This is a genomic window from Undibacterium sp. CCC3.4, from assembly GCF_034347425.1.
Lineage (GTDB): Bacteria > Pseudomonadota > Gammaproteobacteria > Burkholderiales > Burkholderiaceae_D > Undibacterium.
The window spans coordinates 2,760,460-2,786,995 of sequence record NZ_CP133779.1 but is presented as its reverse complement, the minus strand read 5'-3'; the positions used below and the strand labels follow the sequence as shown (position 1 = coordinate 2,786,995).

At 53.9% G+C, this 26,536-nt stretch carries 19 protein-coding genes, 4 tRNA genes and 1 pseudogene; 7 read left to right on the top strand and 17 right to left on the bottom strand.

Annotated elements, in window-relative coordinates:
- Positions 1-50: 50 nt before the first annotated feature.
- The 10 genes and pseudogenes from RHM61_RS12450 to RHM61_RS12405 form a co-directional block, all read right to left on the bottom strand.
- Positions 51-926: a DMT family transporter gene (locus RHM61_RS12450; protein ID WP_322247623.1), complete on the bottom strand. Its 876-nt coding sequence runs from the start codon at positions 924-926 to the stop codon at positions 51-53.
- A gap of 499 nt (positions 927-1,425) precedes the next feature.
- A complete protein-coding gene (typA, locus tag RHM61_RS12445; RefSeq protein ID WP_322247622.1) occupies positions 1,426-3,258 on the bottom strand; it encodes a translational GTPase TypA in 1,833 nt (610 codons plus the stop codon).
- 161 nt (positions 3,259-3,419) lie between these two features.
- Positions 3,420-4,379: a tRNA pseudouridine(55) synthase TruB gene (gene truB / locus RHM61_RS12440; protein ID WP_322251100.1), complete on the bottom strand. Its 960-nt coding sequence runs from the start codon at positions 4,377-4,379 to the stop codon at positions 3,420-3,422.
- A 4-nt stretch (positions 4,380-4,383) separates the two neighbouring features.
- Positions 4,384-4,854: a 30S ribosome-binding factor RbfA gene (gene rbfA, locus RHM61_RS12435; protein ID WP_322247621.1), complete on the bottom strand. Its 471-nt coding sequence runs from the start codon at positions 4,852-4,854 to the stop codon at positions 4,384-4,386.
- Between the two features lie 119 nt (positions 4,855-4,973).
- Positions 4,974-7,817 (bottom strand): translation initiation factor IF-2, encoded by a 2,844-nt coding sequence (gene infB / locus RHM61_RS12430; RefSeq protein WP_322247620.1) that lies wholly within the window; start codon positions 7,815-7,817, stop codon positions 4,974-4,976.
- Positions 7,818-7,863: 46 nt separating this feature from the next.
- Positions 7,864-9,423 (bottom strand): transcription termination factor NusA, encoded by a 1,560-nt coding sequence (gene nusA, locus RHM61_RS12425; protein ID WP_322247619.1) that lies wholly within the window; start codon positions 9,421-9,423, stop codon positions 7,864-7,866.
- Positions 9,420-9,905, bottom strand: a complete 486-nt coding sequence (gene rimP / locus RHM61_RS12420; protein WP_322247618.1) for a ribosome maturation factor RimP — start codon at positions 9,903-9,905, stop codon at positions 9,420-9,422. Before rimP ends, nusA begins: the two co-directional genes overlap by 4 nt.
- 213 nt (positions 9,906-10,118) lie before the next feature.
- On the bottom strand, positions 10,119-12,068 hold the full coding sequence (locus RHM61_RS12415; protein WP_322247617.1) for a pseudouridine synthase: 1,950 nt from the start codon (positions 12,066-12,068) through the stop codon (positions 10,119-10,121).
- Between the two features lie 264 nt (positions 12,069-12,332).
- Positions 12,333-12,855: pseudogene (scpB, locus tag RHM61_RS12410) on the bottom strand (SMC-Scp complex subunit ScpB); the annotation flags it as partial.
- 472 nt (positions 12,856-13,327) lie between these two features.
- Positions 13,328-13,404 (bottom strand) — tRNA-Met (locus tag RHM61_RS12405).
- A 129-nt stretch (positions 13,405-13,533) separates the two neighbouring features.
- Here RHM61_RS12405 and RHM61_RS12400 point away from each other — a divergent pair.
- The 7 genes from RHM61_RS12400 to RHM61_RS12370 all read left to right on the top strand — a co-directional run bounded on the left by RHM61_RS12400 (position 13,534) and on the right by RHM61_RS12370 (position 21,087).
- Positions 13,534-14,100, top strand: a complete 567-nt coding sequence (locus tag RHM61_RS12400; RefSeq protein ID WP_322247616.1) for an NUDIX hydrolase — start codon at positions 13,534-13,536, stop codon at positions 14,098-14,100.
- Positions 14,101-14,102: 2 nt separating this feature from the next.
- Entirely contained in the window at positions 14,103-14,819 is a 717-nt protein-coding gene (gene aat, locus RHM61_RS12395; RefSeq protein ID WP_322247615.1) for a leucyl/phenylalanyl-tRNA--protein transferase, read from the top strand.
- Positions 14,820-14,859: 40 nt separating this feature from the next.
- Positions 14,860-15,582, top strand: a complete 723-nt coding sequence (locus tag RHM61_RS12390) for an arginyltransferase (RefSeq protein ID WP_322251099.1) — start codon at positions 14,860-14,862, stop codon at positions 15,580-15,582.
- A 34-nt stretch (positions 15,583-15,616) separates the two neighbouring features.
- The gene (locus tag RHM61_RS12385) at positions 15,617-16,660 is read left to right on the top strand and encodes a quinone-dependent dihydroorotate dehydrogenase (protein WP_322247614.1); all 1,044 of its coding nucleotides are present in this window, start codon (positions 15,617-15,619) and stop codon (positions 16,658-16,660) included.
- Between the two features lie 178 nt (positions 16,661-16,838).
- Positions 16,839-17,882, top strand: coding sequence for an aldo/keto reductase (locus RHM61_RS12380; protein WP_322247613.1), 1,044 nt, complete (start codon positions 16,839-16,841; stop codon positions 17,880-17,882).
- A 177-nt stretch (positions 17,883-18,059) separates the two neighbouring features.
- Entirely contained in the window at positions 18,060-20,333 is a 2,274-nt protein-coding gene (locus tag RHM61_RS12375) for a catecholate siderophore receptor Fiu (RefSeq protein ID WP_322247612.1), read from the top strand.
- A 73-nt stretch (positions 20,334-20,406) separates the two neighbouring features.
- A complete protein-coding gene (locus tag RHM61_RS12370; protein WP_322247611.1) occupies positions 20,407-21,087 on the top strand; it encodes a Fe2+-dependent dioxygenase in 681 nt (226 codons plus the stop codon).
- Between the two features lie 34 nt (positions 21,088-21,121).
- On the opposite strand, the gene RHM61_RS12365 is transcribed toward RHM61_RS12370, so the two are convergent.
- From RHM61_RS12365 to gltX, 7 genes are all read right to left on the bottom strand, one after another.
- Entirely contained in the window at positions 21,122-21,907 is a 786-nt protein-coding gene (locus tag RHM61_RS12365) for an ATP-binding protein (RefSeq protein WP_322247610.1), read from the bottom strand.
- A gap of 487 nt (positions 21,908-22,394) precedes the next feature.
- Positions 22,395-23,450, bottom strand: coding sequence for a HipA domain-containing protein (locus tag RHM61_RS12360; RefSeq protein ID WP_322247609.1), 1,056 nt, complete (start codon positions 23,448-23,450; stop codon positions 22,395-22,397).
- A 55-nt stretch (positions 23,451-23,505) separates the two neighbouring features.
- The gene (locus tag RHM61_RS12355) at positions 23,506-23,814 is read right to left on the bottom strand and encodes a helix-turn-helix domain-containing protein (RefSeq protein WP_322247608.1); all 309 of its coding nucleotides are present in this window, start codon (positions 23,812-23,814) and stop codon (positions 23,506-23,508) included.
- A gap of 854 nt (positions 23,815-24,668) precedes the next feature.
- Positions 24,669-24,744: transfer RNA gene (locus tag RHM61_RS12350), tRNA-Glu, on the bottom strand.
- 89 nt (positions 24,745-24,833) lie between these two features.
- A tRNA-Glu gene (locus RHM61_RS12345) sits at positions 24,834-24,909 on the bottom strand.
- A 38-nt stretch (positions 24,910-24,947) separates the two neighbouring features.
- Positions 24,948-25,023, bottom strand: a tRNA-Ala gene (locus tag RHM61_RS12340).
- Between the two features lie 68 nt (positions 25,024-25,091).
- Positions 25,092-26,483 carry a glutamate--tRNA ligase gene (gene gltX, locus RHM61_RS12335; protein WP_322247607.1) on the bottom strand — a complete coding sequence of 464 codons (1,392 nt, stop codon included), beginning with the start codon at positions 26,481-26,483 and terminating at the stop codon, positions 25,092-25,094.
- Positions 26,484-26,536 lie beyond the last annotated feature (53 nt).

The window sequence follows — 26,536 nt, the reverse complement described above, 5'->3', positions numbered from 1 at the left end:
AGTCCGCTCACTTTTCTGCGCAAATTTACCCACACAAGCTTTGAGCCACATCAAGCTTCGCCGGCCGTCACCTCATTGAACACCAAGGCTGCCAACACCACTGCGCCACCGACGATACTCGCTGCCGCCGGCACTTCGCCAGCCCCCAGCCAAGCCCATATCGGTGCCAGCAACACTTCCAACAAGGCCAGCAAAGCCACTTCCGACACCGACAAACCAGCGGCCGCACGCACCATCAGCATGCAGGGAAAGCCGAGTTGAAAGAAACCCAAAAAGGCCAGCAAACCGATATCGTGCAGCGATGCTTGTAAGGGCCAAGCCAACGGCAACATCGCCAACGCCGAGAACACGCCACCCAGCAGTACCGCCGGTATCAAATCGACCGCATGACCACTGCGTTTGAGTACGATCATATTCACCGCCGACGCCACCGGCACCCCGAGTGCGATGCACATACCGAGCATGCCACGCGCATCGAGCTGCGCCAAGCTGCCGATAAACATCCACGCCATGCCAGCCCCGGCCGCAGCAATCGCGCCCCAGGTACGCAGTGGAATTTTTTCGCGCAACACTAACCACGCCAGTATCGCCGTAAACAAGGGTGCCAGACTTTCCATAATGGAAGTATTGGCGACGGTCGTCATGGTCATCGCAATCATGAAGCAACTGTACATGGTGGCCCACATACAACCGGAAATCAAACCCGGCTTGCCCAGCAAGCGCAAGCGCGGAAAAAATCCGCGCCCATATTGCCGCAGCATGGCAGCAGCGACGAAGAGCGCGGCAAACAAGCTGCGCCAAAACGTCACCTCATAGCCGCGCGCACCCTCCAGATGGCGCGTCACGACCCCGGCCATACTCCATAAACTGGCGGCGCAAATCATGAGCATGACCGCTTTGCGGTGATTGAGTTTGACTGACGACATGCCTCTCCTTATCTGTAATTTCATCAAAAATCTGACTAGGATTTGAAACCCCGGCCTTCAGACGCTGTCGCAAAAGCCTGATGGACGCTTTTTTTTCACCTGAAACACCGTATACCTCGTCATTCCCGCGTGCTTTTGGCGGGAACCTAGTGTCGTTTTTTACACTGAAAATTCCACAATTTCTGGCATTTTCAGTTAACCACGAACGCCGCTGGGTTCCTGCCAAAAGCGCGCAGGAATGACGTGGCCACCAGTTAGGGTAATGATACCGACTCACTACCCTTTTGCGACAGCCTCTTTTGGCCGGTGAGCGACGAAGGAGCAACCCGATGGGAGGGGATGCAAACCCCTTCCAGAGTCTTTTCCATGCTCGCTTACGACGATCCATTAAGTTGTTACCGATTTTCCCAATAAAAAAACCCGTCACGCTCACAAAGAACGAAACGGGTTTAAAATCAGCGCCGCATTGCTACTCAGTGAGCATCAGCGTCGTCGGATATTAATCGCGCGATGCTTTTTTACGTTCGTGTTCTTTCAAATAACGCTTACGCAAACGGATACTCTTCGGTGTCACTTCGACCAATTCGTCGTCGTCGATGAATTCGACTGCATATTCCAGCGACATTTGAATCGGTGTGACCAAACGCACCGCTTCATCGGTACCGGAGGAACGCACGTTAGTCAATTGCTTACCCTTGATAGGGTTGACCACCAAATCATTGTCACGTGAGTGAATACCGATGATCATGCCTTCATACACTGGGTCGTTATGGCTGACGAACATACGGCCGCGATCTTGCAATTTCCAGATAGCGTACGCTACTGCTGCGCCATCATCTTGCGAGATCAAGACACCGTTGCGACGACCGGCCATTTCACCACGGGTATTATCAACCGGAGCGTATTCATCAAACACGTGGCTCATCAAGCCTGTACCGCGTGTCAAAGTCATGAATTCGCCTTGGAAACCGATCAGGCCACGGGCCGGGATACGGTATTCCAAACGAACGCGACCTTTACCGTCGGATTCCATGTTTTGCAAGTCACCGCGACGACGACCGAGTTCTTCCATCACGCCGCCTTGATTCGCTTCTTCCACATCAACGGTTAAGTTTTCGTACGGCTCGTGGCGCACGCCGTCCACCATTTTGAAGACCACGCGTGGACGCGAAACGGCCAGCTCGTAACCTTCACGACGCATGTTTTCGATCAAAATAGTCAGATGCAATTCGCCGCGACCGGATACTTCATAAGTCGAATCATCGCCTTCAGCCTGCACTACGCGCAAAGCCATGTTAGCTTTCAATTCGCGGTCCAAACGGTCTTTGATCTGACGGGTAGTAACGAACTTACCTTCACGACCAGCCAACGGCGAGTTGTTGACCATGAAATTCATGGTCAGTGTCGGCTCATCGACCTTCAACATCGGCAAACCTTCCGGTGTGTCCGGTGCGCAGATAGTGGTGCCGATACTGATTTCTTCGATACCGTTGATCAGCACGATGTCGCCAGCCAAAGCTTCTTCAGCCAACACGCGATCCAAGCCTTTAAATGTCAACACTTGGTTGATACGGGCCTTAGTCGGTTTGTCATCGGGACCATTCATCCAAACGACATCTTGCAAGCCCTTGACGCGACCGCGCAGGATACGGCCAACGCCGATCTTACCAACATACGAGGAGTATTCGAGCGAAGTGATTTGCAATTGCAAAGGACCATCCGGGTCATCTTCACGCGCAGGAACGTGCTCAAGGATGGCATCGAACAAGGGTTCCATGTTACCTTCGCGAACCGTGTCTACCAAACCGGCATAGCCTTTGAAGCCCGATGCGTAAATGATAGGGAAATCGAGTTGTTCATCGGTTGCACCGAGTTTGTCGAACAATTCGAAAGTCGCGTTAACGGCTTTCTGCGGATCAGCGTTTTCGCGATCGACTTTATTGACCACGACGATAGGCTTCAAACCCAAGGCCAGCGCTTTACGCGTGACGAAACGGGTTTGCGGCATCGGGCCTTCTTGTGCATCGACCAACAACAACACGCTGTCAACCATCGACAAAACGCGCTCTACTTCACCGCCGAAATCGGCATGGCCCGGGGTATCAACGATGTTGATATGCGTGCCTTTGTATTCTACTGCACAGTTTTTGGAAAGAATCGTGATGCCACGCTCTTTTTCAATATCATTCGAATCCATCACGCGCGAATCAACCTGTTGGTTTTCACGGAAAGTGCCGGATTGACGCAATAATTGATCAACCAGAGTGGTTTTGCCGTGATCGACGTGGGCGATAATGGCGATGTTGCGAATAGCGCGTTTTTGAGTGGACATGATAGCGTTCGTTTGGGGTAAATCGGATAACCTAAGATTATAACATGGTGCAGCGCAAAAGCCGAAAACACCTATTATTTCAAGGAGTTGCTACCTTGCGATGACATTTTTACGTGGGCGACGGAAACATCTCGCCCCTGCCTTTCAGTCGACGCGCGGCGTTACTGCGCGCTTCCCTCTGTTTTGATCAGCCGTTCCGGTGCCAATATACTGTATTCCTGCAACTGCGCAGAACCGAGCAAAGCTTGATCAGAGGCGCGATACACGCGCACCCGTCCCAACTCTGCCGGCAAATTCAGCGCCTCTTTTCCCAGCGCCAGTCTTTGTCCATGTAAAAAACGCACGGCCAATTCATCAGTCAACTGCACTGGTGGAAAACTCGACAACAGCGCATCGACCGGGTCGAGCAAAGCCAAGCGCTGCGCAATGTCAAGTTCCGCCAAAGAATCGAGCGTGATCGATTTTTCCAATACCAAATGGCCGACCGCAATCCGGCGCAAAGCTTGTAAGTGGCCACCGCAACCAAGCGCAGCACCGATCTCTTCGCCGAGCACGCGCACATAGGTGCCCTTGCTGCATTTGACCTTCAAGCTCAGTAACGGGGCTTGATACGAAAGCAATGCCAACTCATGAATCACCACATGGCGTGCCGCGCGCTCGAGTGTAATACCGGCTCGGGCGTATTCATACAAGGGTTTGCCATCGCGTTTCAAGGCCGAATACATCGGCGGCACCTGCGCGATCGGTCCGCGGAACTGCGCCAGCACGGCATGGATTTGCTCCAGCGTGACCGCCACCTCTGCCGTAGCAAGAATTTCACCCTCGGTGTCGCCAGTGGTGGTGGTTTGCCCCAGATGCACGACGGTGGTGTAAGTCTTGTCAGCCTCCAGCAAATCTTGCGAAAACTTAGTCGCTTCACCAAAACACAGCGGCAACAAACCAGTCGCAAACGGATCGAGCGTCCCGGTATGCCCAGCCTTCATGGCATTGAGCATGCGTTTAGCCTTGATCAGCGCATCGTTACTGGAAAAACCGACCGGCTTGTCGAGCAACAACACCCCGTGCACCGGCACGCGTGGCGCTTTTTTGATCGACGTATTCACTGCGGCTTGGCGCACCATCGGCTCAATGCTTGGCGTCGCCATCATCGCCTTGATCGCCTTCATCGGCGTCCTCGAGTTCGTCGCTGCTGTCAACGACAGCAGCCGGCACGACCACCTCATCAGCCGAACGACTGGCATTGGCTTCATCGATCAAGCGCGACATGGCGATACCGCGCATGGTCGACATATCATGAATGAAATGCAATTGAGGCAAGGTATGTATACGCAATTGCAAGCCGAGTTGCGCGCGTAAAAAACCGGCAGCCTTACTCAAGGCATCATTGGTCGCCTTGATCGCCACAGCATCATCGACGAGTGTGGTGAAAAAAACTTTCGCATGCGCGTAGTCGGGCGTGAGCTGCACTTCGGTCAGCGTAATCATGCCGACGCGCGGATCTTTTAATTCCGACCAAATGATCTGCGCCAAATCTTTCTGGATCTGATCGGCGACGCGCAAACCGCGTGCCGGGATGGTTTTACTGTGTTTTGCCATAATATTTACTGTGTTTTGCCATGATGTATGTCGGGGCGCACGCGGCGCACCTGGTTAGTGCGCACAAGAATTCTGCTCCCCCAAAATAACAACCCCGGACTGGCCGGGGTTGTTTTGAATTACAGAGTACGTGCAATTTCCTGTACTTCAAAGATTTCCAGCGCATCGCCGACTTGAATGTCGTTGTAGCCTTTTAATGAAAGACCACACTCCATACCGGCCTTGACGTCTTTGGCATCATCTTTGTAACGTTTGAGCGAATCAAGCTCGCCGGTCCAGGTAACGACATTGTTGCGTAACAAGCGAACGGAAGAAGTACGCTTGACGATACCGTCGGTAACCAGACAGCCGGCGATCGCGCCAACTTTACTGACCAAGAATACTTGACGAATCTCGACCATACCGATGATCTGTTCGCGTTTTTCCGGTGCCAGCATACCAGACAAGGCAGCTTTGACTTCGTCGACCGCATCGTAAATGATGTTGTAGTAACGAATGTCGACGCCGTTCGACTCGGCCAATTTGCGCGCCGATGCGTCGGCACGGGTGTTGAAGCCGATGATGACCGCTTTCGAAGCAACCGCCAAATTGACGTCGTTTTCGGAAATACCGCCAACGGCTGCGTGGACAACTTGTACGCGCACTTCGCTGGTCGACAATTTCTGCAACGATTGAACCAAGGCTTCTTGCGAACCCTGCACATCGGTCTTGACGATGATAGGCAGATTCTTGACTTCGCCTTCGCCCATGTTTTCAAACATGTTTTCAAGCTTGGCCGCTTGTTGCTTGGCCAATTTGACGTCGCGGAATTTACCTTGACGGAACAAGGCGATTTCACGCGCTTTGCGTTCATCAGCCATGACCATGACTTCTTCACCGGCTGACGGCACTTCTGTCAAACCTTGAATTTCGACTGGAATCGATGGACCCGCTGCCGTAATCGTCACGCCGTTTTCGTCCAGCATGGCGCGAACACGACCATACGCTGTACCAGCCAAGACCACATCACCACGTTTCAAAGTACCGGACTGTACCAAGATAGTCGCAACCGTACCGCGACCTTTATCCAGGCGCGATTCGATCACCAGACCTTTGGCCGGCGCTTCGATCGGTGCTTTCAGTTCCAGCACTTCAGCTTGCAACAAGACGTTTTCCAGCAGGGAATCGATGCCCAAACCGGTTTTTGCCGACACTTGAACGAATGGTGATTCACCACCGTATGCTTCCGGCACAACGCCTTCGGCGATCAACTCTTGCGTCACGCGATCAGCATTGGCACCAGGTTTGTCGATCTTATTGATCGCCACAACCAAAGGTACGCCGGCTGCCTTGGCATGAGCAATCGCTTCTTTCGTTTGCGGCATCACGCCGTCATCGGCTGCGACGACCAAAATAACGATATCGGTCGCTTTGGCACCACGAGCACGCATCGCCGTAAAGGCTTCATGACCCGGGGTATCAAGGAAAGTAATCATGCCACGCGGTGTTTCTACGTGATACGCGCCGATATGCTGAGTAATGCCACCGGCTTCACCGGAAGCCACTTTAGCGCGACGGATATAATCGAGCAGCGAAGTTTTACCATGATCGACGTGACCCATGACAGTCACGACCGGCGCACGTGAGAACGACTCATACTGCGCATGTTCTTCGGTATCGACCAACATCGCTTCCGGATCATCGAGTTTTGCCGCAAATGCTTTGTGACCCATTTCTTCGACCAAAATCATGGCCGTTTCTTGGTCCAGCACCTGGTTGATCGTGCACATCTGACCGAGCTTCATCAATTGCTTGATCACTTCCGAAGCCTTGACCGACATTTTATGTGCCAGCTCAGCCACGCTCAGTGTTTCAGGCACATAGACATCTTTCACGATGGCTTCAACCGGCACTTGGAAATTCGATTCGCGATCATCATGGTGATTGTTACGACGGCCCTTAGGACCGCCCTTCCAACCATCGCGACCACCGGATGTATCACCGCGGGTTTTCAAACCACCGCTACGCTTCTTGGCATCATCTTGCCAAGTCGATGAGACATTCCCCGATTTGATCGCTTTTTTATCGCCGACCGCAGGTTTTTTATCATCTTTGGCAGCTGCCACGACAGGCTTCTTGTCACCGACTTTTTTATCCGCCGGCTTATGCAAAGTGCCTTCAGCAGGCTTGGCCACCACTGGTGCTGCCACCACTGGTTTCGCCGGGCGCCGCGCCGCATTCATCATTTCTTTGATCTGCGCGACTTCGTCGGCGACCGCTTTTCTGGCTTTCTCTGTGGCGGCGGCACGATCTGCCGCTTCTTTCGCTACCAGGCCAGCTTGTTTCTTGGCTTCTTCTGCGTCCAAACGTTTCTTCTCTTCATCTGACTGAGAAGGTTTCGCTTCTACAGTTTTTTCCGCCGCAGCGACCGCTACGGCTTGCTCTGCCTTGACTCGCTCCGCAGCGACCTTAGCGGCCTCGGCTTCGGCAGCCACACGCATGGCGGCGGCCTGGGCCTCTTTTTCTGCTTCCAACTTTGCAAGGTGCTCTTGTTTTTCGCGCAATTCCACTTCTTGACGAGCGATCAGCTCGGCTTCATGCCGCGCTTCCTCTTCATTCAGCTGCGCCACTTCGACTTCGGCCACCGGTGTCAGGGCTGCCGCATCATCGGCGACAACTTCATCGCGTTTGACAAAGGTGCGTTTTTTGCGCACTTCGACCTGAATGGTGCGAGATTTGCCCGTAGCATCCGCCTGTTTGATCTCAGTCGTCTCTTTACGAGTGACCGTAATCTTTTTCTTTTCGTTATCGAGCGCAGAACCGTGAGAACGACGCAGGTGTTCCAGCAGTCGATCTTTATCTTCTTTGGTCAACAAATCCGCTGTCGAATTTTTATCGACACCCGCCGTACGCAATTGCGTAAGCAGTAAATCTGCTGACATGTTCAGCTCGGTGGCAAATTGGGCAACGTTGTTACTCGCCATTCAGTCCTCTTTTTCTATGTGCGCGTTATGAATATGAAACCCGTCATTACTTAGCTTCTACGAGTTTCCAGGCATTGGCTAACAAAGCCTTGGCCTGATCATCATATTTAGCGTCGATGAGTTTCATCTCATCATCGGTCACATCTTCAAATGCTTCTTTAATTAAATGGCGTGAACGGTCGGCAGACAATGCCAAAATCGCGCCAAATTCGTCGTAGGCCAAACCGGCAAAAGCTGCCAGGTTTTTAATTCCGGCCAAGCCCAGCTTACCTGCGGTAACGCGTGTCATCCCTTCGAGATTGATCAACTCGTCATCCATACCTTCCAAACCTTCTTCAGAAGCGATCGCTTCTGTCAAAAGCGCATCGCGTGCACGGTTACGCAATTCAGTCACGGTACTTTCGTCAAATGCTTCGATTTCCAGCATTTCGCTGATCGGCACATAGGCGATTTCTTCCAGACTAGAGAATCCTTCATCAACCAGAATGTCGGCCACTTCTTGGTCAACATCGAGTTTTTCCATGAACAAGGCGCGAATCCCGGCAGTTTCTTGCTCTGCTTTGCTGGCCGATTCTTCCGCGGTCATGATATTGATCTGCCAACCAGTCAGTTCGGCTGCCAAACGGACATTCTGGCCGCTACGACCGATGGCGATGGCGAGATTTTCTTCATCCACCACGACATCCATGCCATGTTTCTCTTCATCGACCATGATCGATGAAACATTGGCTGGTGCCAGCGCACCGATGACGAATTGCGCCGGATCTTCCGACCACAACACGATATCGACACGTTCACCGCCAAGCTCACCGGTGACGGCCTGCACGCGTGAACCACGCATACCGACACAGGTACCGATAGGATCGATGCGCTTGTCAGCCGTAAACACGGCAATCTTGGCACGTACACCAGGATCGCGCGCGGCCGATTTGACGATCAAAGAACCTTGTTCAATTTCCGGCACTTCGAGTTCAAACAATTTCATGATGAACTCAGGGGCGGTACGCGAGAGCACGACTTGCGGGCCACGGGCATTACGATCGATGCGCAAAATATAGGCACGGACGCGATCACCAACACGCAGATTTTCTTTCGGGATCATCTGATCACGCGGCAAACGCGCTTCGATTTTACCCGACTCAACCACGGCATCACCACGCTCCATGCGTTTGATGGTACCGGTTACCAGCGAGTCGCCGCGCTCAAGGAAATCGGCCAAAATTTGTTCGCGTTCAGCATCACGGATGCGTTGCAGTACGACTTGTTTGGTATCTTGGGCAAAACGACGGCCGAAATCGACCGATTCAATTTCTTCTTCGATGTAATCATCGATTTGAATTTCAGGATCATCTTCCACCGCTTCGAAATGCAGAATTTCCTGGTCGGGCAATTGCAAGCCCGCTTCATCAGGAACTACATGCCAGCGGCGGAACGAGCGGAATTCACCGGTTTCGCGGTCGATTTCCACACGAATATCGACTTCACCAGGAAAACGCTTCTTTGTTGCCTGCGCCAAAGCATGCTCAAGCGCACCAAAAACAACTTCTTCATCGACGTTTTTTTCGCGCGCCAGCACATCCACCAATAACAACAAATCACGACTCATGCTTTGCGACTCCTAAAATCCACTTGTGGCACCAGATGTGCCTTATCCACATCGGCGAGCGTAAACTCCAGCATGGCCGACCCATCTTTTACTTCAAATTCCAGCTTCAGATTTTCACCTTCAGGCTCGTGCAACAGGCCTGCAAAGGTTTTGCGATTCGGCGTACCCGGCATAGGCATGCGCAATTTCACCGTCACTTCCTGACCGGCAAAGCGCACATAATCAGCCAACTTCTTCAACGGACGATCCAGCCCCGGCGACGACACTTCGAGACGTTCGTAATTGACGTTCTCAACAGTGAGTACATGCGAGAGCTGATGACTGACTTTTTCACAGTCTTCGACGGCGATATTGCCTTTTTCCACGTCTGTCGGCAAATGATCGATATACACTCGGAACAAACCGCGTTCGGCCTGCTCAAAATCAACCAGATCATACCCCGTACCATTGACGGTTTTCTCTATCAAATCCAACAAAGCCAAACTATTCTCCGATCAATACAAACCTGCAAGAACCTGCCATCACAGCGCACCCGCTCTGAAAAAGCAAAAAAAAATGGGCAAAGCCCATCGTTTTTTCAGCGCTCTGATCATCAGTTCATCAGGCATCATCTTATAACTGCCAGATTATAAACGATTATTTACCCTGTCGCAATCAAAAAACAGGGCAAATCAAGCACAAACCACAGTCAAAAATCAAGCGCCGCGGGAACGTCGACGCGCCGCAATTCCTTGACCAATCGCTTGGCCACTGCCACGCGAAGTCGGGCCACGTCGTTGCTGCCCAGCATCAGGAAAGCCCAGCGCCGTTTGCATAGGATCAGGCTGACGCGGACGCTTGTTTGCCGCATTACCATTGCCGTTACCGTTACCGTTGCCAGGATTACTGCTCAATTTATTGCCATTAGCATTACCTGTGGTATTCGCACCACGACCGACGCCATACTCACCACGACCACTCGACATCGGGAAATTCGGCTGCTTCTGAGCATACGGCCCGGCCGGCTTGTTACCGTAAGGCTTATCACCGAACGACTTCCCTTTCGGTGCCGGACGATCACTGGCGACTTTTTCCAAGCCGCTGATCTTCAACAAGCTGCGAACCGCATCTTCTTCCAACTCATCCCAACGACCGCGCCGCAAATTCGCTGGCAAGGTCATCGCACCGTAGCGCGTACGAATCAGTCGCGACACCGTCAAACCGACCGCTTCAAACATGCGCCGTACTTCGCGATTTCGACCTTCACCGATAACCACGCGGTACCACTTATTCACACCCTCGCCGCCGCCATCAGAAATTTTAGAGAACTGTGCCAGACCATCATCGAGCTGCACACCAGCCAACAAACTCTGACGCATACCCTCTTCGAGCTCACCGAGTGTGCGCACCGCATATTCGCGCTCAATACCGTAACGTGGATGCATGAGCCGATTGGCCAAGTCACCCGAGGTGGTAAACATCAACAAGCCTTCGGTGTTGTAATCGAGACGACCAACCGCCAACCATTTACCGACCTTCATCTTCGGCAAACTGTCGAATACCGAAGTACGACCTTCCGGATCACTGGTGCTGACGATTTCACCGGCCGGCTTATGATAGATCAACACGCGTGGCGGTTTTTTACTGACCTTACGCATAATCGGCTTGCCATTGATACGCACCTGATCGGTCGGCAAAATACGCTGACCGATATGAGCTGGCTCACCATTGACCGACACACGACCGGCAACGATCAACTCTTCCATATCACGACGCGAGCCAAGACCGGCTTCGGCCAACACTTTGTGTAATTTCGGCGCATCATCATCGGCCGTCAGATCGCGTCTGACCGGCTTGGCATGCGACGCCTTCTGTGCATCATCACCTTCGAGTGCATCAAAGGCTTCCGAGGTCACATAAGAAAATACTTCATCCGGATGATTGGTATCACGCCGCACTTGGCGCTCGGCTTGTGGCAAACGCTTACCCGGACCACGACCGGCTGCTGCCGCACCGCGCGGACCGTAAGTACCATCGGAGCGCGCGGCGCGCTGCCCAGAGGAGTCAGCTTGCGAGCGCGGTGTGCGCGAACCATAGGGGTCACCATCTTGACGTGGCGCGCGTGGACCGGTCGATTCCCCATCCTGACGTGGTGCACGTGGCGCACGTGAACCGAACGACTCCCCATCCTGACGCGGCGCACGTGGCGCACGTGGAGCAGACGATTCTCCATCCCCACGCGGTGCACGTGGCGCACGTGGAGCAGACGACTCTCCATCCTGGCGTGGTGCACGTGGCGCACGTGGCGCAGACGACTCACCATCTTGGCGCGGCGCACGCGCCGTGCGCGGAGCGGCTGCCTCACCATCCTGACGCGCTGCACGCGGTGTACGCGCTGCACGCGGAGCAGACGCTTCACCATCCGGACGCGATGCACGTGGCGCACGCGGCGCACGCGCTACAATCGGCTCATCACTCGCAGCGGCGGCATCGACAGCCTCGGCGCGTGGCGCACGAGGCGCGCGAGGAGCGCGCGGCTGCGCCGCTTCACCCTCAGCACGCGGCTTGCGCGGACCGCGCACTGCGCGCTTGGCTGGCTTGCTATCATCAGCACCTGCGACCACGTCGCCCCGATTGTGATCGGCTTTTACATCTTCAGGATTCATGGGATTCATTCTTCAATTCTGTTCATACTGTTTAAGGCTGCTGTCCATCAGCGCCCGCTTCACTATCGGGCACCGGCGTGGCGGCAGCCTGATCACTCAAACTTTCATCTATCTCTGCGGACGTCGCTTGCGCAACATCGGCACTCGCCGCATCAGGCGATGACGGCACAACCTCGACTGCCACTACTACACTGAGCAACTCATCGCTCAATCCCGACAATTGAAACTCAGGAATGATGTCAGCCGGCTCATCCCGTTTAACCTGCTGCAAAGGCGGCAACTGATCAAGCGAGGCCAAGCCCAAATCACTGAGAAACTGCTTCGTGGTAGCAAACAAAGCAGGTCGACCAGGCACATCGCGCTGACCAATCACCTCGATCCAACCACGGTCTTCCAGTGTCTTAACCATCTGCGTAGCCACTGTCACGCCGCGAATTTCTTCAATATCACCACGCGTCACCGGCTGCCTGTAGGCAATGATTGCCAAGGTTTCCAGTGCCGCACGCGAATACTTCGGCGGCTTTTCCGGATTGAGCCTGTCTATATAGACCCGCATCTCAGGACGGCTTTGAAAACGCCAACCGGTCGACAAACCGAGCAATTCAATACCCTTGTCAGCCCAATCGAGCCGCAAATCTTCCAACATTTTTTTGATCGTGTCAGCACCCACCGCCTCATCGTGCTCGTCGTCACCCTGAAATAATTTTCTCATGGCATTCACGCTCAGCGGCTCCGGAGCGCATAACAAAGCAGTTTCGAGGACTCGTTTTGCCTCAGCAGTATTCATGAAATTTTAACTACACGGGTTGTAATGGATGTCATACACAAAGACTGAACCGGATACGGTGACAGCCCACGTTTCTATGTATTTAAATTTATTTATATTTTATTTATGTCAGCCATCTCGGCCGCAAGCCCGTCCAGCGGGCAGATCAGAGGTTTTCCCGAGGCGCATTGCTGCACACTCAACCCATTTAATCAGTAGATACCAGATTGTAGTCCAGAACAGCGAGGCCATCAAAGATAATTGACGCAAATTTCTCAGCAAGCGCGCATGCATTGTAATCGGCAAACACCCTTGCCCTGCCAAACTCCGCGCTGCAAGTCGACTCAGTCTGACTTGCCTGCTTCTGCAACCACGCCATGCAGGATAACACGGTTCACTGTTTGTGCGACAAATAGTTATATGAGCGCGAACCGCGCGCTAAAAACGATAAAGCCGCTGATTCTTTTTCAAGAAATCAACGGCTTTGCGTATTTGGTTGCGGGGGCAGGATTTGAACCTACGACCTTCGGGTTATGAGCCCGACGAGCTGCCAGACTGCTCCACCCCGCGTCTGATAAAGTGAACTATACTCCGATTTATTGCATTGCGCAATGCCGCCACCGCGATATTCTGATCTGCGCCGTACTCACCGCTGATGTTACACTGCAGACATCGCTCAATTTTATCTCCCTCGCTCCTATGAAATTCTGTTCTGATTGCGCCGCTCCCGTCGAATTGAAAATTCCGGCCGACGATACCCGTGAACGCTATGTCTGCAGCACCTGTGGCATCATTCATTACCAGAACCCGAAACTGGTGGTCGGCTCCATCCCGGTCTGGCAGTGCGATGGCGAGCTGAAAATCCTGCTCTGCAAACGCGCCATCGAGCCGCGTTACGGTTACTGGACCTTACCGGCCGGTTTTATGGAAAACAATGAAACCACTGTGGCCGCGGCCCAAAGAGAAACCATAGAAGAAGCCGGCGCCAATATTGAGATGCATGAATTATTCTCCATCGTCAATGTGCCGCATGTACACCAGGTGCATTTATTTTACCGCGCGACCTTGCTCGATCTCAACTACGCCGCCGGCACCGAGAGCTTGGAAGTACAATTGTTTTCGCATGTCGACATCCCGTGGGACGACATCGCCTTCCCCACCGTCAGCCACACCTTGCGCTGTTTTTTCGAAGATTTGAGCAAGCACGTCGCCGGTCAAGACTGGCCGCTGCACGAACATGATATTTTCAAACCGATGCGGAGCTAAGCTTGATTCCTTGGTTGGAAACACACAGCGCCTTTCCGCCGGTATCGACGGCACTGACAGAAAAAGACGGCGCGGCCGGCTTGCTGGCAGCAGGGGCCGATCTGTCGCCACAACGTTTATTGCAAGCGTACCAACTCGGTATTTTCCCATGGTTTTCCGAAGGCCAGCCGATACTCTGGTGGTCCACCGATCCGCGCATGGTATTAAAAACCGACGAGTTCAAAGTTTCATTGAGCTTAAAAAAACTGCTGAAAAAAACCGCGCGCGATCCGCGCTGGGAATTTCGCTTCGATTCGGCATTCGAACAAGTCATGCGCGCTTGCGCGCAACCACGCAAAGAGGGTGCCGGCACCTGGATTTCTGAAGACATTGTGGCCGGCTATTGCGGCTTGCATGCGCTCGGTCACGCCCACTCTTCTGAGGTATGGTTGGACGGCCAATTGGTCGGTGCCGCCTACGGCGTCGCCATCGGCCGCATGTTTTATGGCGAATCGATGTTTACGCGCGTGCCGAATGCCTCCAAACTAGCACTGTCTCAGTTGGTTTTTTTCTTACGCGCACAGGGAGTGAAACTGTTAGACTGCCAGCAAGAGACAGCACATCTGGCCTCCTTGGGCGCGGCTGCAATATCCCGTCAGGCATTTATGCTACATATAGAAACAGCCACGACCGAGCCGGAAATTACTCAATGGCAGCCATTATCAAGCTTGCCGCTATAAATAAGGCACCACGCACGTGGTACAGAGAAACGAAGCGAATGTGACACAACTCAACGAATTAGTTTGCGAAAGCATACAATTTTATGCCACTGCGCCCTACCCTTGCAGCTACTTGCCAGGCTTACAAGCGCGCTCGCAAGTTGCCACGCCCGCCCATCTGATTAATTCAGAAGCGTATTCTGATTTGGTACACCGCGGTTTTCGGCGCAGCGGTATTTTCGTCTACCGGCCACACTGCGACAATTGCCGCGCCTGCACGCCAGTGCGCGTGCGCGTGGCAGAATTTCATGCCAATCGCAGTCAGCGGCGCGCCGACAAAAAACATGCCGACCTCAGCGCCCGCGTGATCGCGCTCGCCTACACCCATGAACACTATGAACTGTATCAGCAATACCAACAGTATCGCCATGCCGGCGGCGGCATGGACCAAGACAGCCGCGATCAATATGCGCAGTTTCTGCTGCAAAGTCGGGTAGAAACGCGCTTGGTAGAATTCCGCGATGCAGAAAACCAATTGAAAATGGTCAGCATCATCGACATCCTCAGCGATGGCTTATCTTCCGTGTATACGTTTTTCGATCCGGAAGAAACGGAAGCATCCTACGGCACCTACAATGTACTCTGGCAAATTCGCCAAGCCGCCGAATTGCAGTTACCGCATGTGTATCTCGGTTACTGGATTGCCGCCAGCCCGAAAATGTCTTACAAGACCAATTTCAAACCGCTCGATGCATTAATGCACGGCCATTGGCAATCCCTATAATTCTCAGCAACTTATTTCACCTTCGCTTACTACCATGTCAGAAAAATTATTGTATTCGTTCGCCCGCTCCATTTTATTTTCGCTCGATGCCGAGCGCGCCCACCATCTGACCCTGCCGGCCTTACAAACGGCCAGCAAACTCGGCCTGACGCGTTTCTTGAACAAACCCGACTGTGATCCACGCACCGTGATGGGTATTCGCTTCCCCAACCCGGTTGGTTTGGCCGCTGGTCTGGACAAAGATGGTGCCTACATCGACGGGCTGGCCGCACTCGGTTTCGGCTCGATAGAAATCGGTACCGTCACACCGCGCGCCCAAGCTGGCAACCCGCTGCCGCGCATGTTCCGTCTGCCGCAAGCCGGTGCAATCATCAATCGCATGGGCTTCAATAACGGCGGCGTCGATGCCTTCGTCAAGAATGTTCAGGCTTCGCGTTTCTATCAAGAAGGCCAAGGCGTACTCGGTCTGAACATCGGTAAAAATGCCGCGACACCGATAGAAAATGCCGCCGATGATTATCTGCATTGTCTGGCCAAGGTCTACCCGTATGCCAGTTATGTAGCGGTAAATATTTCTTCACCGAATACCAAAAACCTGCGTCAACTGCAAGGCGGCGATGAACTCGACGCCTTACTCGGCCAACTCAAAGATGCCCAACAACGTCTGGCCGACCAACACCGCCGCTACGTGCCGCTGGCCTTGAAAATCGCCCCCGATATCGACGCCGAGCAAATCAAAACGATCGCTGCCGCCTTGCTGCGCCACCGTATCGACGGCGTCATCGCCACCAACACCACCATCACCCGCGACGCCGTGCAGGGCCTCGCGCATGCCGACGAAGCCGGTGGCTTATCCGGCAAACCGGTGTTTGAATTGTCAAACCACGTGATCCGTGCACTCAAAGCCGAACTCGGCACGGCAGTGCCCATCATCGGCGTCGGCGGTATTTTTTCCGGTGCCGACGCGGCGAGCAAAATCGCCGCCGGAGCGGAATTGGTGCAGCTCTACTCAGGCTTAATTTATCAAGGCCCGGCCTTGGTCAAGGAATGTGCGGCGGCCTTGCGGCCAGGCGTGTAATCGGCAGATGTAACGGTACAGAAAAGCTACTTGCATCACTATTCCTGATTGTAATTTCCTCAAATTCGAGGGAATTACCAATGAGGCGGGACGGCCAAAAACCGCAACGGCTAATTGCGCTATACTTTTACTCCACAGCGCCAGCGCGCCTATCCAGCCACCCACGGAATTTTTACTCATGCAAAGCAAACAACTCGGCAACAGTCCACTCAACGTCACCCCGATTTGTCTCGGCACCATGACCTTCGGCGAACAAAATACCGAAGCCCAAGCACATGAGCAACTCGATTATGCAGTCGAACGTGGCATCAACTTCATCGATACCGCCGAAATGTATCCGGTCATGCCGCGCGCCGAAACGCAAGGCCGCACCGAACAATACCTCGGCACTTGGTTAAAAAAATCGGGTCGCCGTGAGCAGTTGGTGATAGCCAGTAAAATCGCCGGCCCTTCGCGCGGCATGGGCTGGATACGTAACGGTAACAATGATTTCAGCCCGGCCAATCTGCGCGCCGCACTCGACACCAGTCTGCAGCGCCTGCAAACCGATTACATCGATCTCTATCAATTACACTGGCCCAGCCGGAATGCGCCGATTTTCGGCCAAACCCGCTTCGACCCGACGCAAGAACGCGCGCATTGCGCCATCGCCGATACCGTCGCCACGCTTGATGCCCTGATTAAAGAAGGTAAGATCCGCGCCTACGGTGTCTCCAATGAAACCGCTTGGGGCATAGGCGAGTTCAGCCGCCAAGCCAGCTTGCAGCACGCCGCTGCACCGGCATCGATTCAAAATGCTTACAATATGGTGAACCGCGCCTTTGAACAAGGGCTCGATGAAAGCTGCTACCGCGAAAACATCGGCTTGTTGGCCTACAGTCCGCTCGCCTTCGGCCAATTGAGTGGGAAATACGCCGCCGATGCCGTCGCTGCCGGCCGCTTGACGCACTTCCCACCGACCTGGAGTCCGCGCTACCTGCGTGCCGAAGTGTTTGAAGCCAGTCGCCGCTATGCCGCACTGGCACACGCGCATGGCATGACGCCGGCACGTCTGGCGCTGGCTTGGTGCTACTCACGCTGGTTCGTTTCCAGCACCATCATCGGCGCAACCACGCTGGCCCAACTGGAAGAAAATATCAATGCCTTCGAAACCGTATTGAGTCCGGAAGTCTTGGCCGAGATAGAACAAATCCACCGCCAGTTGCACAACCCGGCGCTCTGAAGTACGCAGCGCTTCCCTGAGGAAGCGCTGTACCTTAATTGCAATTGATAATCGTTCGTATTTACAAATAAGAAAAGTTTCGTTACAATCACTGTCTCAAGCTTCCTTGCTTGCTACCAGCCATTCCCCGGAAAAGCCAAACGGTATGTGTTTTCTCTATCCTTTTGGAATCCCGAAATGCCTATTATCAGTCGTCCTCATCACGCCTCTCGCGCCAAACGCTTACCCCACACGCTCTCTGCCACCTTCGCCGCCCTGCTGCTGCCGCTGACTGCGGCACAGGCCGCCGACTTACCGGAAGTCAACGTCAAAGCCAGCACCGAAAATGACTTCAAAGCAGAGCGCGCCGCTTCCGCCAAATACAGTCAGCCCTTGCTCGACACCCCGCAAACCATTAGCGTCATCAAACGCGAACTGATCGAGCAGCAAGCGGCCCACACGCTCACCGATGCGCTGAGAAATACCCCAGGTGTCGGCGCTTTTTTCCTCGGTGAAAACGGCAGCACCAGCACCGGCGACGCCATTTATATGCGCGGTTTCGATACCTCGGGCAGTATCTTCGTCGATGGCGTGCGCGACATCGGTTCGATTTCTCGCGACCTGTTCAACATCGAACAAATCGATATTCTCAAAGGCAGCGCCGGCACCGACAGCGGCCGCAGTGCGCCAACTGGCTCGATCAACTTAAACAGTAAGCAAGCCCAGCTCGATAATGCCGGCGCTATCAGCATGTCAGTTGGCAGTGCTAAGCAAAAGCGCATCAGCGCCGATATCAACCGCATCCTCGATGAAGCCAGCGGTACGGCTTTGCGGCTCAATCTGCTCGATCAAGACAGCGGCGTAGCGGGGCGCGACGTGGTGCGCAACCAGCGCTGGGCAGTCGCACCGACGCTCAGCTTTGGTCTGGCTAGCCCGACCCGCGTCATACTCAGCTACCTGCATGTCGAGCAAAACAATATTCCTGATGGCGGCGTTCCCACCATAGGCTTACCCGGCTACACCAGCCCCGATCCGACCCGCCCCGTCCTGAGTCAAGCGGCGGCAGTCGATAGCAACAATTTTTATGGCGTCAACAGCGATCACGATCAGGTCCGTGCCGATATGTTCACTGCGCGCATCGAGCATGATTTCAGTCCCACCGTCCGATTGATCAACACCACGCGCTACGGTAAGACCGCACAAAATTATCTGCTCACCGCTTTCATGGGCTCGAGCGCAAATGCACTCACCCCCGTGCCGAGCGATACCAGCGGCTGGACCTTGGCACGCAGCATACGCACACAGAAAGATCAACAAAACGAGATTTTCACTAACCAAAGCAATCTGAGCGCCGAACTCAATTGGGGCGGCTTCAAGCAGACGCTGCTGGGCGGTCTGGAATTGACCCAGGAAAAGCAAAACACGTGGGGTTACGATGGCTTGGGCAGCGTCGCCGCCGCCAATTTGTACCATCCGAATCCAGCCGACCCGGTCAGCGGCCTCAATTTGCAACGCAATGGCGTGTTCACACGCGGCAGTACCAGCACCGTCAGCGCTTACTTGTTTGACACCATAGAGTTTTCCCCGCGCTGGCAAGTCAACGGCGGCCTGCGCATCGACCGCTACGACACCGATTATTCCAGCGCCAGCTTATCGACTGCCAAAACTAATCCTACTCTGCCAATCAATACGCTGGTGCCCTTAAACTTGAATACCGCCGGCAATCTGCTCAACTGGAAACTCGGCGCACTCTACAAACCGACCACCGACAGCAGCGTGTATGCGTCGATGTCGACCTCGAAACAAGCACCGGGCGGAGCAAATTTCGCCCTCAGCCTGGCGGCGGATAATGCCGGCAATCCTAAATTCGATCCGCAGGTGGCGAAGAATTACGAAATCGGTGGCAAATGGGATTTACTGGAGAAAAAACTGTCGTTCACCGCCGCCGTGTATCGCACCGACATCTCCAACGACATCGTGCAAAATTTGGTCGATTTATTGTATTACCAGACCGGTGCCAAACGGGTACAAGGGCTGGAACTCGGTATGAGCGGTGAGATTCGGCGCAACTGGCTGGTCAGCGCCGGCTATGCACGCATGAACACCTCGGTCGCCAGCGGACCCAGCGTAACCGCCAATGGCGAAACCAATCTCGCTTATGCCCCGAAACAGACCTTCACCGTCTGGACCTCTTACGAATTACCAATGGGTTTGAAACTCGGTGGCGGTGCGCGCTTCGTCGATGCGCTCTTGCGCGGCAAAGACGGTGCGCTCGGCACACCGGTCAGCACCGATCCATACTGGGTGTTCGACAGCATGCTCAACTATGCCATCAATAAAAATGTAGCCCTGCAGCTCAATGTCTACAACCTCAGCGATCGGCGCTATGTGGCCTCGATAAACAAGAGCGGTTATCGCTATGCCCCAGGCACACCGCGCTCAGCCACGCTGGCCTTGAATATCAAATTTTAAGCACAGCGCTGCCCGGCCGTCACGCTATGCCCTTGCATCGGCCGGGCACCTCAAATCGACAGGAGTTACCAGCATGATGTTACACATTCCGGCTGTCATGAGCCACAGCGAAGTCAGCGCCCTGCGCGAACGCCTGAGCGCGTGCACCTGGGTCGATGGCAGCCAAACCGTCGGCGCCCAAGGCGCACGCGTCAAAGCCAACCGCCAGTTAGCGGAGCACGGAGCAACGGCGCGCGAACTCAGTGCCATCGTTCTGGCAGCGGTACGCCGCCATCCCTTGTTTTTTTCCGCCGCTCTGCCGCTGCACATCGTGCCGCCACTGTTCAATTCCTATGCCGGCGGCGAACACTACGGCTTACATGTTGACGGTGCCATCCGTGCCATACCGGGCAGCACGCAGCAATTACGTACCGATGTGTCGAGCACCTTGTTTCTCAGCGAGCCGGAGGAGTATGACGGTGGCGAACTGATGGTGCTCGATACCTATGGCACGCATGAAGTCAAATTATCGGCCGGTGATTTGATTGTCTATCCATCGACCAGCCTGCATCAAGTGATGCCGGTCACGCGCGGTACCCGTCTGTGCGCGTTTTTCTGGACCCAGAGTATGATCGCCGACGATGCCAAACGCGGCATGTTATTCCAAATGGATAACAACATCTGCACACTGCGCGAACGCCTCGGTGACTGCGCCGAAGTGCTGAGCTTGACGGCGCAATATCACAATTTACTGCGCATGTGGGCCACGACCTGAGCGCGGCGCGTTGCACGCTGACAGCGCAAGACACTTAATGCGCACCAGCTAATAGTTGCCTACCTTTCATGGTGATGCAATATTTTTGCAAACGACTACTGGGTTTATCTGGCAGCGTGTAGCTAATCAGCCCTTGCTCCAACAGAGTCTGAATACTGCGCTTGAATGCCCCGGTTTTCGAACTAAGCTGCAGCAAATTAATCAGCTCAGCGGATGCCAGCGAGGCATCGGAAAGTAAATGTAATATCGATTCTGACTGGGCCTCTGACTGGGCCTCTGACTGGGCCTCTGATGGCGCACTCAATGTCGCCGCAACGCCTTTAGCAGAAACACGCACTTGCGTAGTCAACAAGGCGGCAAATCGAATGACCAGCCGTAGCCGCATACCAATTTCTGAAATTTGAACTTCCGGCAAGCCTTGTTCTTCAGCCTCCTTCACGATCCGTTTCACGCCACTACCCCATTGTTCAAGCAGATTGAGCTCACGAAACACACGCACAATCACCGGATTACGGATTTTTGAGATGCCCTGCTTCATGTCATCAATAGTCATGCCAGGCAATAAAATACCAGGATTTTCAATCTCAATCCGATCATCAAAAAACGCAATACGAACAGGTGCGCCACGTTGCGAATAATCGGCATGGACTAATGCATTGATCACAGCTTCACGCAGTATTCCCAAGGGGATACTCCAAACATCTTTGCGCCGCGACTCTGAAAAATCCGCACCACGCAGTGCATGCTTTTTCAAAAACAGCATGATGCTGTCGAATGCCTGAGCCAGTGGTTCGTCAATATCAATATGGTCAAAAATCACAGCCTTGTCGATGCCATTGACATCCTCCCCGCCCTAAAGAGGCTGTCGCAAAAGGGTTTTCAGTCGGTATCACTACCCCGACTGGTGGCCACGTCGTTCCTGCGCGCTTTTAGCAGGAATCCAGCGGCGTTCGTGGTTAACTGAAAACGCCAGAAATTGTGGCATTTTCAGTGCAAAAACGACACTGGGTTCCCGCCAAAAGCATGCGGGAATGACGAGGCTGTGGCATACGGGAATGACGAGGCTGTGGCATACGGGAATGACGAAGCTGTGGCATACGGAAATGACGAGGCTGTGGCATACGGGAATGACGAGGTATGCGGTGTTTCAGATATAAAAAGCGTCCATCAGGCTTTTGCGACAGCCTCTGAAGGCACTGGCGTGCCACTGGATTTCTGCCAGCGCAGAAATGACGAGGCGAAGAGTAGTCAGGTACGCGCAGGCGGAAATGATGAGACTAAGCCACTGCGATTAAATCCGCGCTTCCCTAGAGCTTGCTGCGCAAGCGATCGCTTGGAACAAGCTTGTCGCGTATCTGGTCAGAAAACTGGTCCGTATCGACCTCGACGATTAAGCGCGCAAGCTGCTCGTGCCTCAAGCACATGCGGTTGATCACATCGACGACGCTCTGTACGACAGAGGCCAGCCCGCCAGCGGCAGCCACCTCGGCGCGAACCGCCGGCAAACGCTCGCGGATCCGATGCACCAGATTCAGCATTTCGATTGAAACAAGGCGCGGCGACAAGCGACAATTTGCCGCGAATTGAGCCCATTCATACGCGCTCAATTCTCCCTCCGTGAAAGCGTCGCCGATCGCCATTGCAAAGTTGTCCTCTATCGAGCCGGCGTAGGCGAGTGTGCAGACCACGTCGTACGTGGGCGTAAGGTATGTCCCGATCGCACTGACAAAAAACGACAGATTCTTGGCATGCGCGTCTGTATTACCGACCAGAATCTGGAACAGCACCCAGCGCAGCAAGGCCAGACGCTGGGCCGCCGGCCGGTTGCTTATGTCTAAAAGCCCGAATAGACGTGGCAGAGAGGCACCGTCCCTGATGTGCCTTACATCCTTCGTCTCACCGTAAGGCCGCTCGTATTTCATTCCGACCGACATACCCAAGGCCTGGCAACCGTCGATCACATGGCGCCGCAGGATGCCATCGGCGCTTGCTTCCCGATCGAATCGGGTAATTTCTAAGACCGGCTCCGGCACATGCACCAGGCGCACATCCGCCACGGGCAAGCGAACGTGAAACGCAAGCCGCATGCAAAAAAATTCGTTTGTGGTCAGTCCGGCGAGGCGAGAGTTTATCGGCTCCGGCTTGAGAATGACGGTCGAGGCCAAGCCGTGTCCTTCGACCAGGTGCCATCCTTCATCGGTCTTCAGGACGGCGATCTTGTCCTGGAAGCCGGCGATGGACAGGCGGACCTTCCCATCCCAGACGGAAAATGGCATTGCCGGCCGAGCACGAATGCGCTCCGACAACTCATCTGGCGACAAGTAGCGGAATTTCTGCTCGGGCTCGATAGGCGTAACGGCCATTTCTCCGTCCGTAGCGTTGCGACCCTCTCGTTTTGGCAGTAGACCTCAAGACGCATTATTTGATCCTGCCGGTGTCGTAGGGACGCAGCCGGATGAAGTCCGTCACTGCTTTCGAGTCCTGCTTGTCCGCGACGAACAGGTTCAAGCCCAAGTCGGAAACGATGCGCAACACAATCCCAATGCCGACCGTGGACTTGCCTTTTTCCAGATCGGCGAGTGTCTGTTTCGCAATACCGATGCTCAACGCCGCCTGTTCAATGGTAAGACCTTCGGCGGTGCGCTGTGCGCGAATGAAGTGGCCAAGCGTCTCCACGTCAGCGATGTGCGAGCTGTAAGGGGAAACGGTTTTCGTGACTTTTTTCATAAAACCTAATTGAGTAGTCTTTTACTCGCAAATTAAAGGATTTTATATTAAAAACCTATCGAAATAGGATTATACGACAAATCAAGCGAAAAATTATAATAAACCTACTTCCCTAGGCTTAAACGCGTGTCATTTTTTCAGCAGATAGCGCCAGAACGAAAATCCCCTGTCAGATCCTCAAAAAACCGTACAGATACATACAAACTGTACCCGAAGGCGGACGTCATTTTTTACTTACAAAACGGGTAAAGTACTTGACATCCTCCCCGCCCTGAAGAGGCTGTCGCAAAAGCCTGATGGACGCTTTTTTACACCTGAAACACCGCATACCTCGTCATTCCCGCGTGCTTTTGGCGGGAACCTAGTGTCGTTTTTTACACTGAAAATGCCACAATTTCTGGCATTTTCAGTTAACCACGAACGTCACTGGGTTCCCGCCAAAAGCACGCGGGAATGACGAGGCGAAGAGTAAAGTGATCGACCAAGTAAACGCCGACACGGAAAAAAAACAGCCTGCTTACGCAGGCTGTTTTTCTTACTACTGGCGTCCCCAAGGGGATTCGCCTACACAAGCGCAGGCCGCGGGCTCGCTGGTAAGCGAGCCCCTTCGAATCCCCTGCTCCGAAGAGCCGAACTATCGGCTCTTCTCTTACACGGAAAAAAAACAGCCTGCTTACGCAGGCTGTTTTTCTTACTACTGGCGTCCCCAAGGGGATTCGCCTACACAAGCGCAGGCCGCGGGCTCGCTGGTAAGCGAGCCCCTTCGAATCCCCTGCTCCGAAGAGCCGAACTATCGGCTCTTCTCTTACACGGAAAAAAAACAGCCTGCTTACGCAGGCTGTTTTTCTTACTACTGGCGTCCCCAAGGGGATTCGAACCCCTGTACTCACCGTGAAAGGGTGATGTCCTAGGCCTCTAGACGATGGGGACATATTCTGTCCTTGATACTGACCTGTACTGCTTGATACACAGATGCTGGGATCGGAATATCTAGTTTGTTGTCCACAATAAAAATTTATTGGCGTCCCCAAGGGGATTCGAACCCCTGTACTCACCGTGAAAGGGTGATGTCCTAGGCCTCTAGACGATGGGGACAACAAACTACGATTCTATTCTGCGCGCATTAGAAAACTTGGTGGAGGTAAGCGGGATCGAACCGCTGACCTCTTGCATGCCATGCAAGCGCTCTCCCAGCTGAGCTATACCCCCACAGCGCAGAACAGAAACAAGATTATAGGGGATGATAGGCTACTTGTAAAGCCCCCCATCAACACTAATCAGACTGTTACGCGCAAACGCTGCAATACCCGCTCACGACCAAACAATTCGATCACGGCATCGATCGATGGCGTTTGCAATTGACCTGTCAACAACAAGCGCAAAGGCATGGCCAATTGCGGCATTTTCAAGCCATGTTCGGCTAACACTTGCTTGAGTACGGCCGATATTGCGGCCTTGGTCCATTCCACTGTTTCACACTGCGCGGCAAACTGCGCCAAGGCCGGTTGTACGGCCGCCGTCAGCTGCTGTGCGAGCAACACTGGATCAGGTGCAGGCGTGCGGTAAAACAGCATTGCGGCGTGCCCCAGCTCGAGTGTGGTATTGGCGCGCTCTTTCAACAAAGCGATCACTGCCGCCAAATCGGGCGCGCCATCAAACTCCGCACCATCGGCCAACATCGATGCACGCACCAATTCGGCCAAGCGCGCATTGTCGGCTGCCTTGATGTAATGATTATTGATCCAGCCAAGTTTTTCCGGATTGAATTGCGCCGGTGAACCGGACAAATGCGTCAAGTCAAACCAACTGCACATCTGTTCCATGGAAAAAATCTCTTCATCGCCATGGCTCCAACCGAGTCGCGCCAAATAATTGAGCATCGCTTCAGGCAGATAACCTTTATCGAGGTAATCCATCACACTGACGGCATCGCGACGTTTCGACAATTTCTGACCATCGGCACCGAGTATCATCGGTACATGCGCGTAATGCGGCAAACTGGCGCCGAGCGCAGTAAGGATATTAATCTGGCGTGGCGTATTATTGACATGGTCATCGCCGCGTATCACATGCGTGATTTGCATATCGTTGTCATCAACGGCGACGCAAAAATTATAGGTCGGCGTGCCATCCGGGCGCGCGATCACCAAATCATCGAGTTCGCGATTGGCAATACTGATTTCACCCTTGACCAAATCGAGCCAACTGACCACGCCATCGAGCGGATTTTTAAAACGAATGACCGGCTTGCGATCGGCCGGTAGCGGCGGCAAAGTTTTGCCAGCTTCCGGACGCCAAGTGCCATCGTAGCGTGGCTTGTCGCCAGCCGCACGCTGCCGTTCGCGCATGGCTTCAACTTCCTCGTTCGAACAATAGCAATGGTAAGCCGTACCTTGCGCCAGCATATCGGCCAGCACGGCACTGTAACGCTCCATGCGTTGCATTTGATAGAACGGGCCTTCATCATGGCCCAGACCCAGCCATTGCATGCCATCGAGAATAGCCTGCACTGCCGCCGGAGTAGAACGTTCCAAATCGGTATCTTCGATACGCAACACGAAGGTGCCGCCAAAGTGGCGGGCAAAGGCCCAACTGAACAAAGCGGTGCGGGCGCCGCCAACGTGGAGATAGCCGGTAGGGCTAGGAGCAAAACGAGTACGAACTGTCATGGGATGGAGTGCACCGCGTGTCGCGCAGAATCAAACACGACACCAGCATGCGG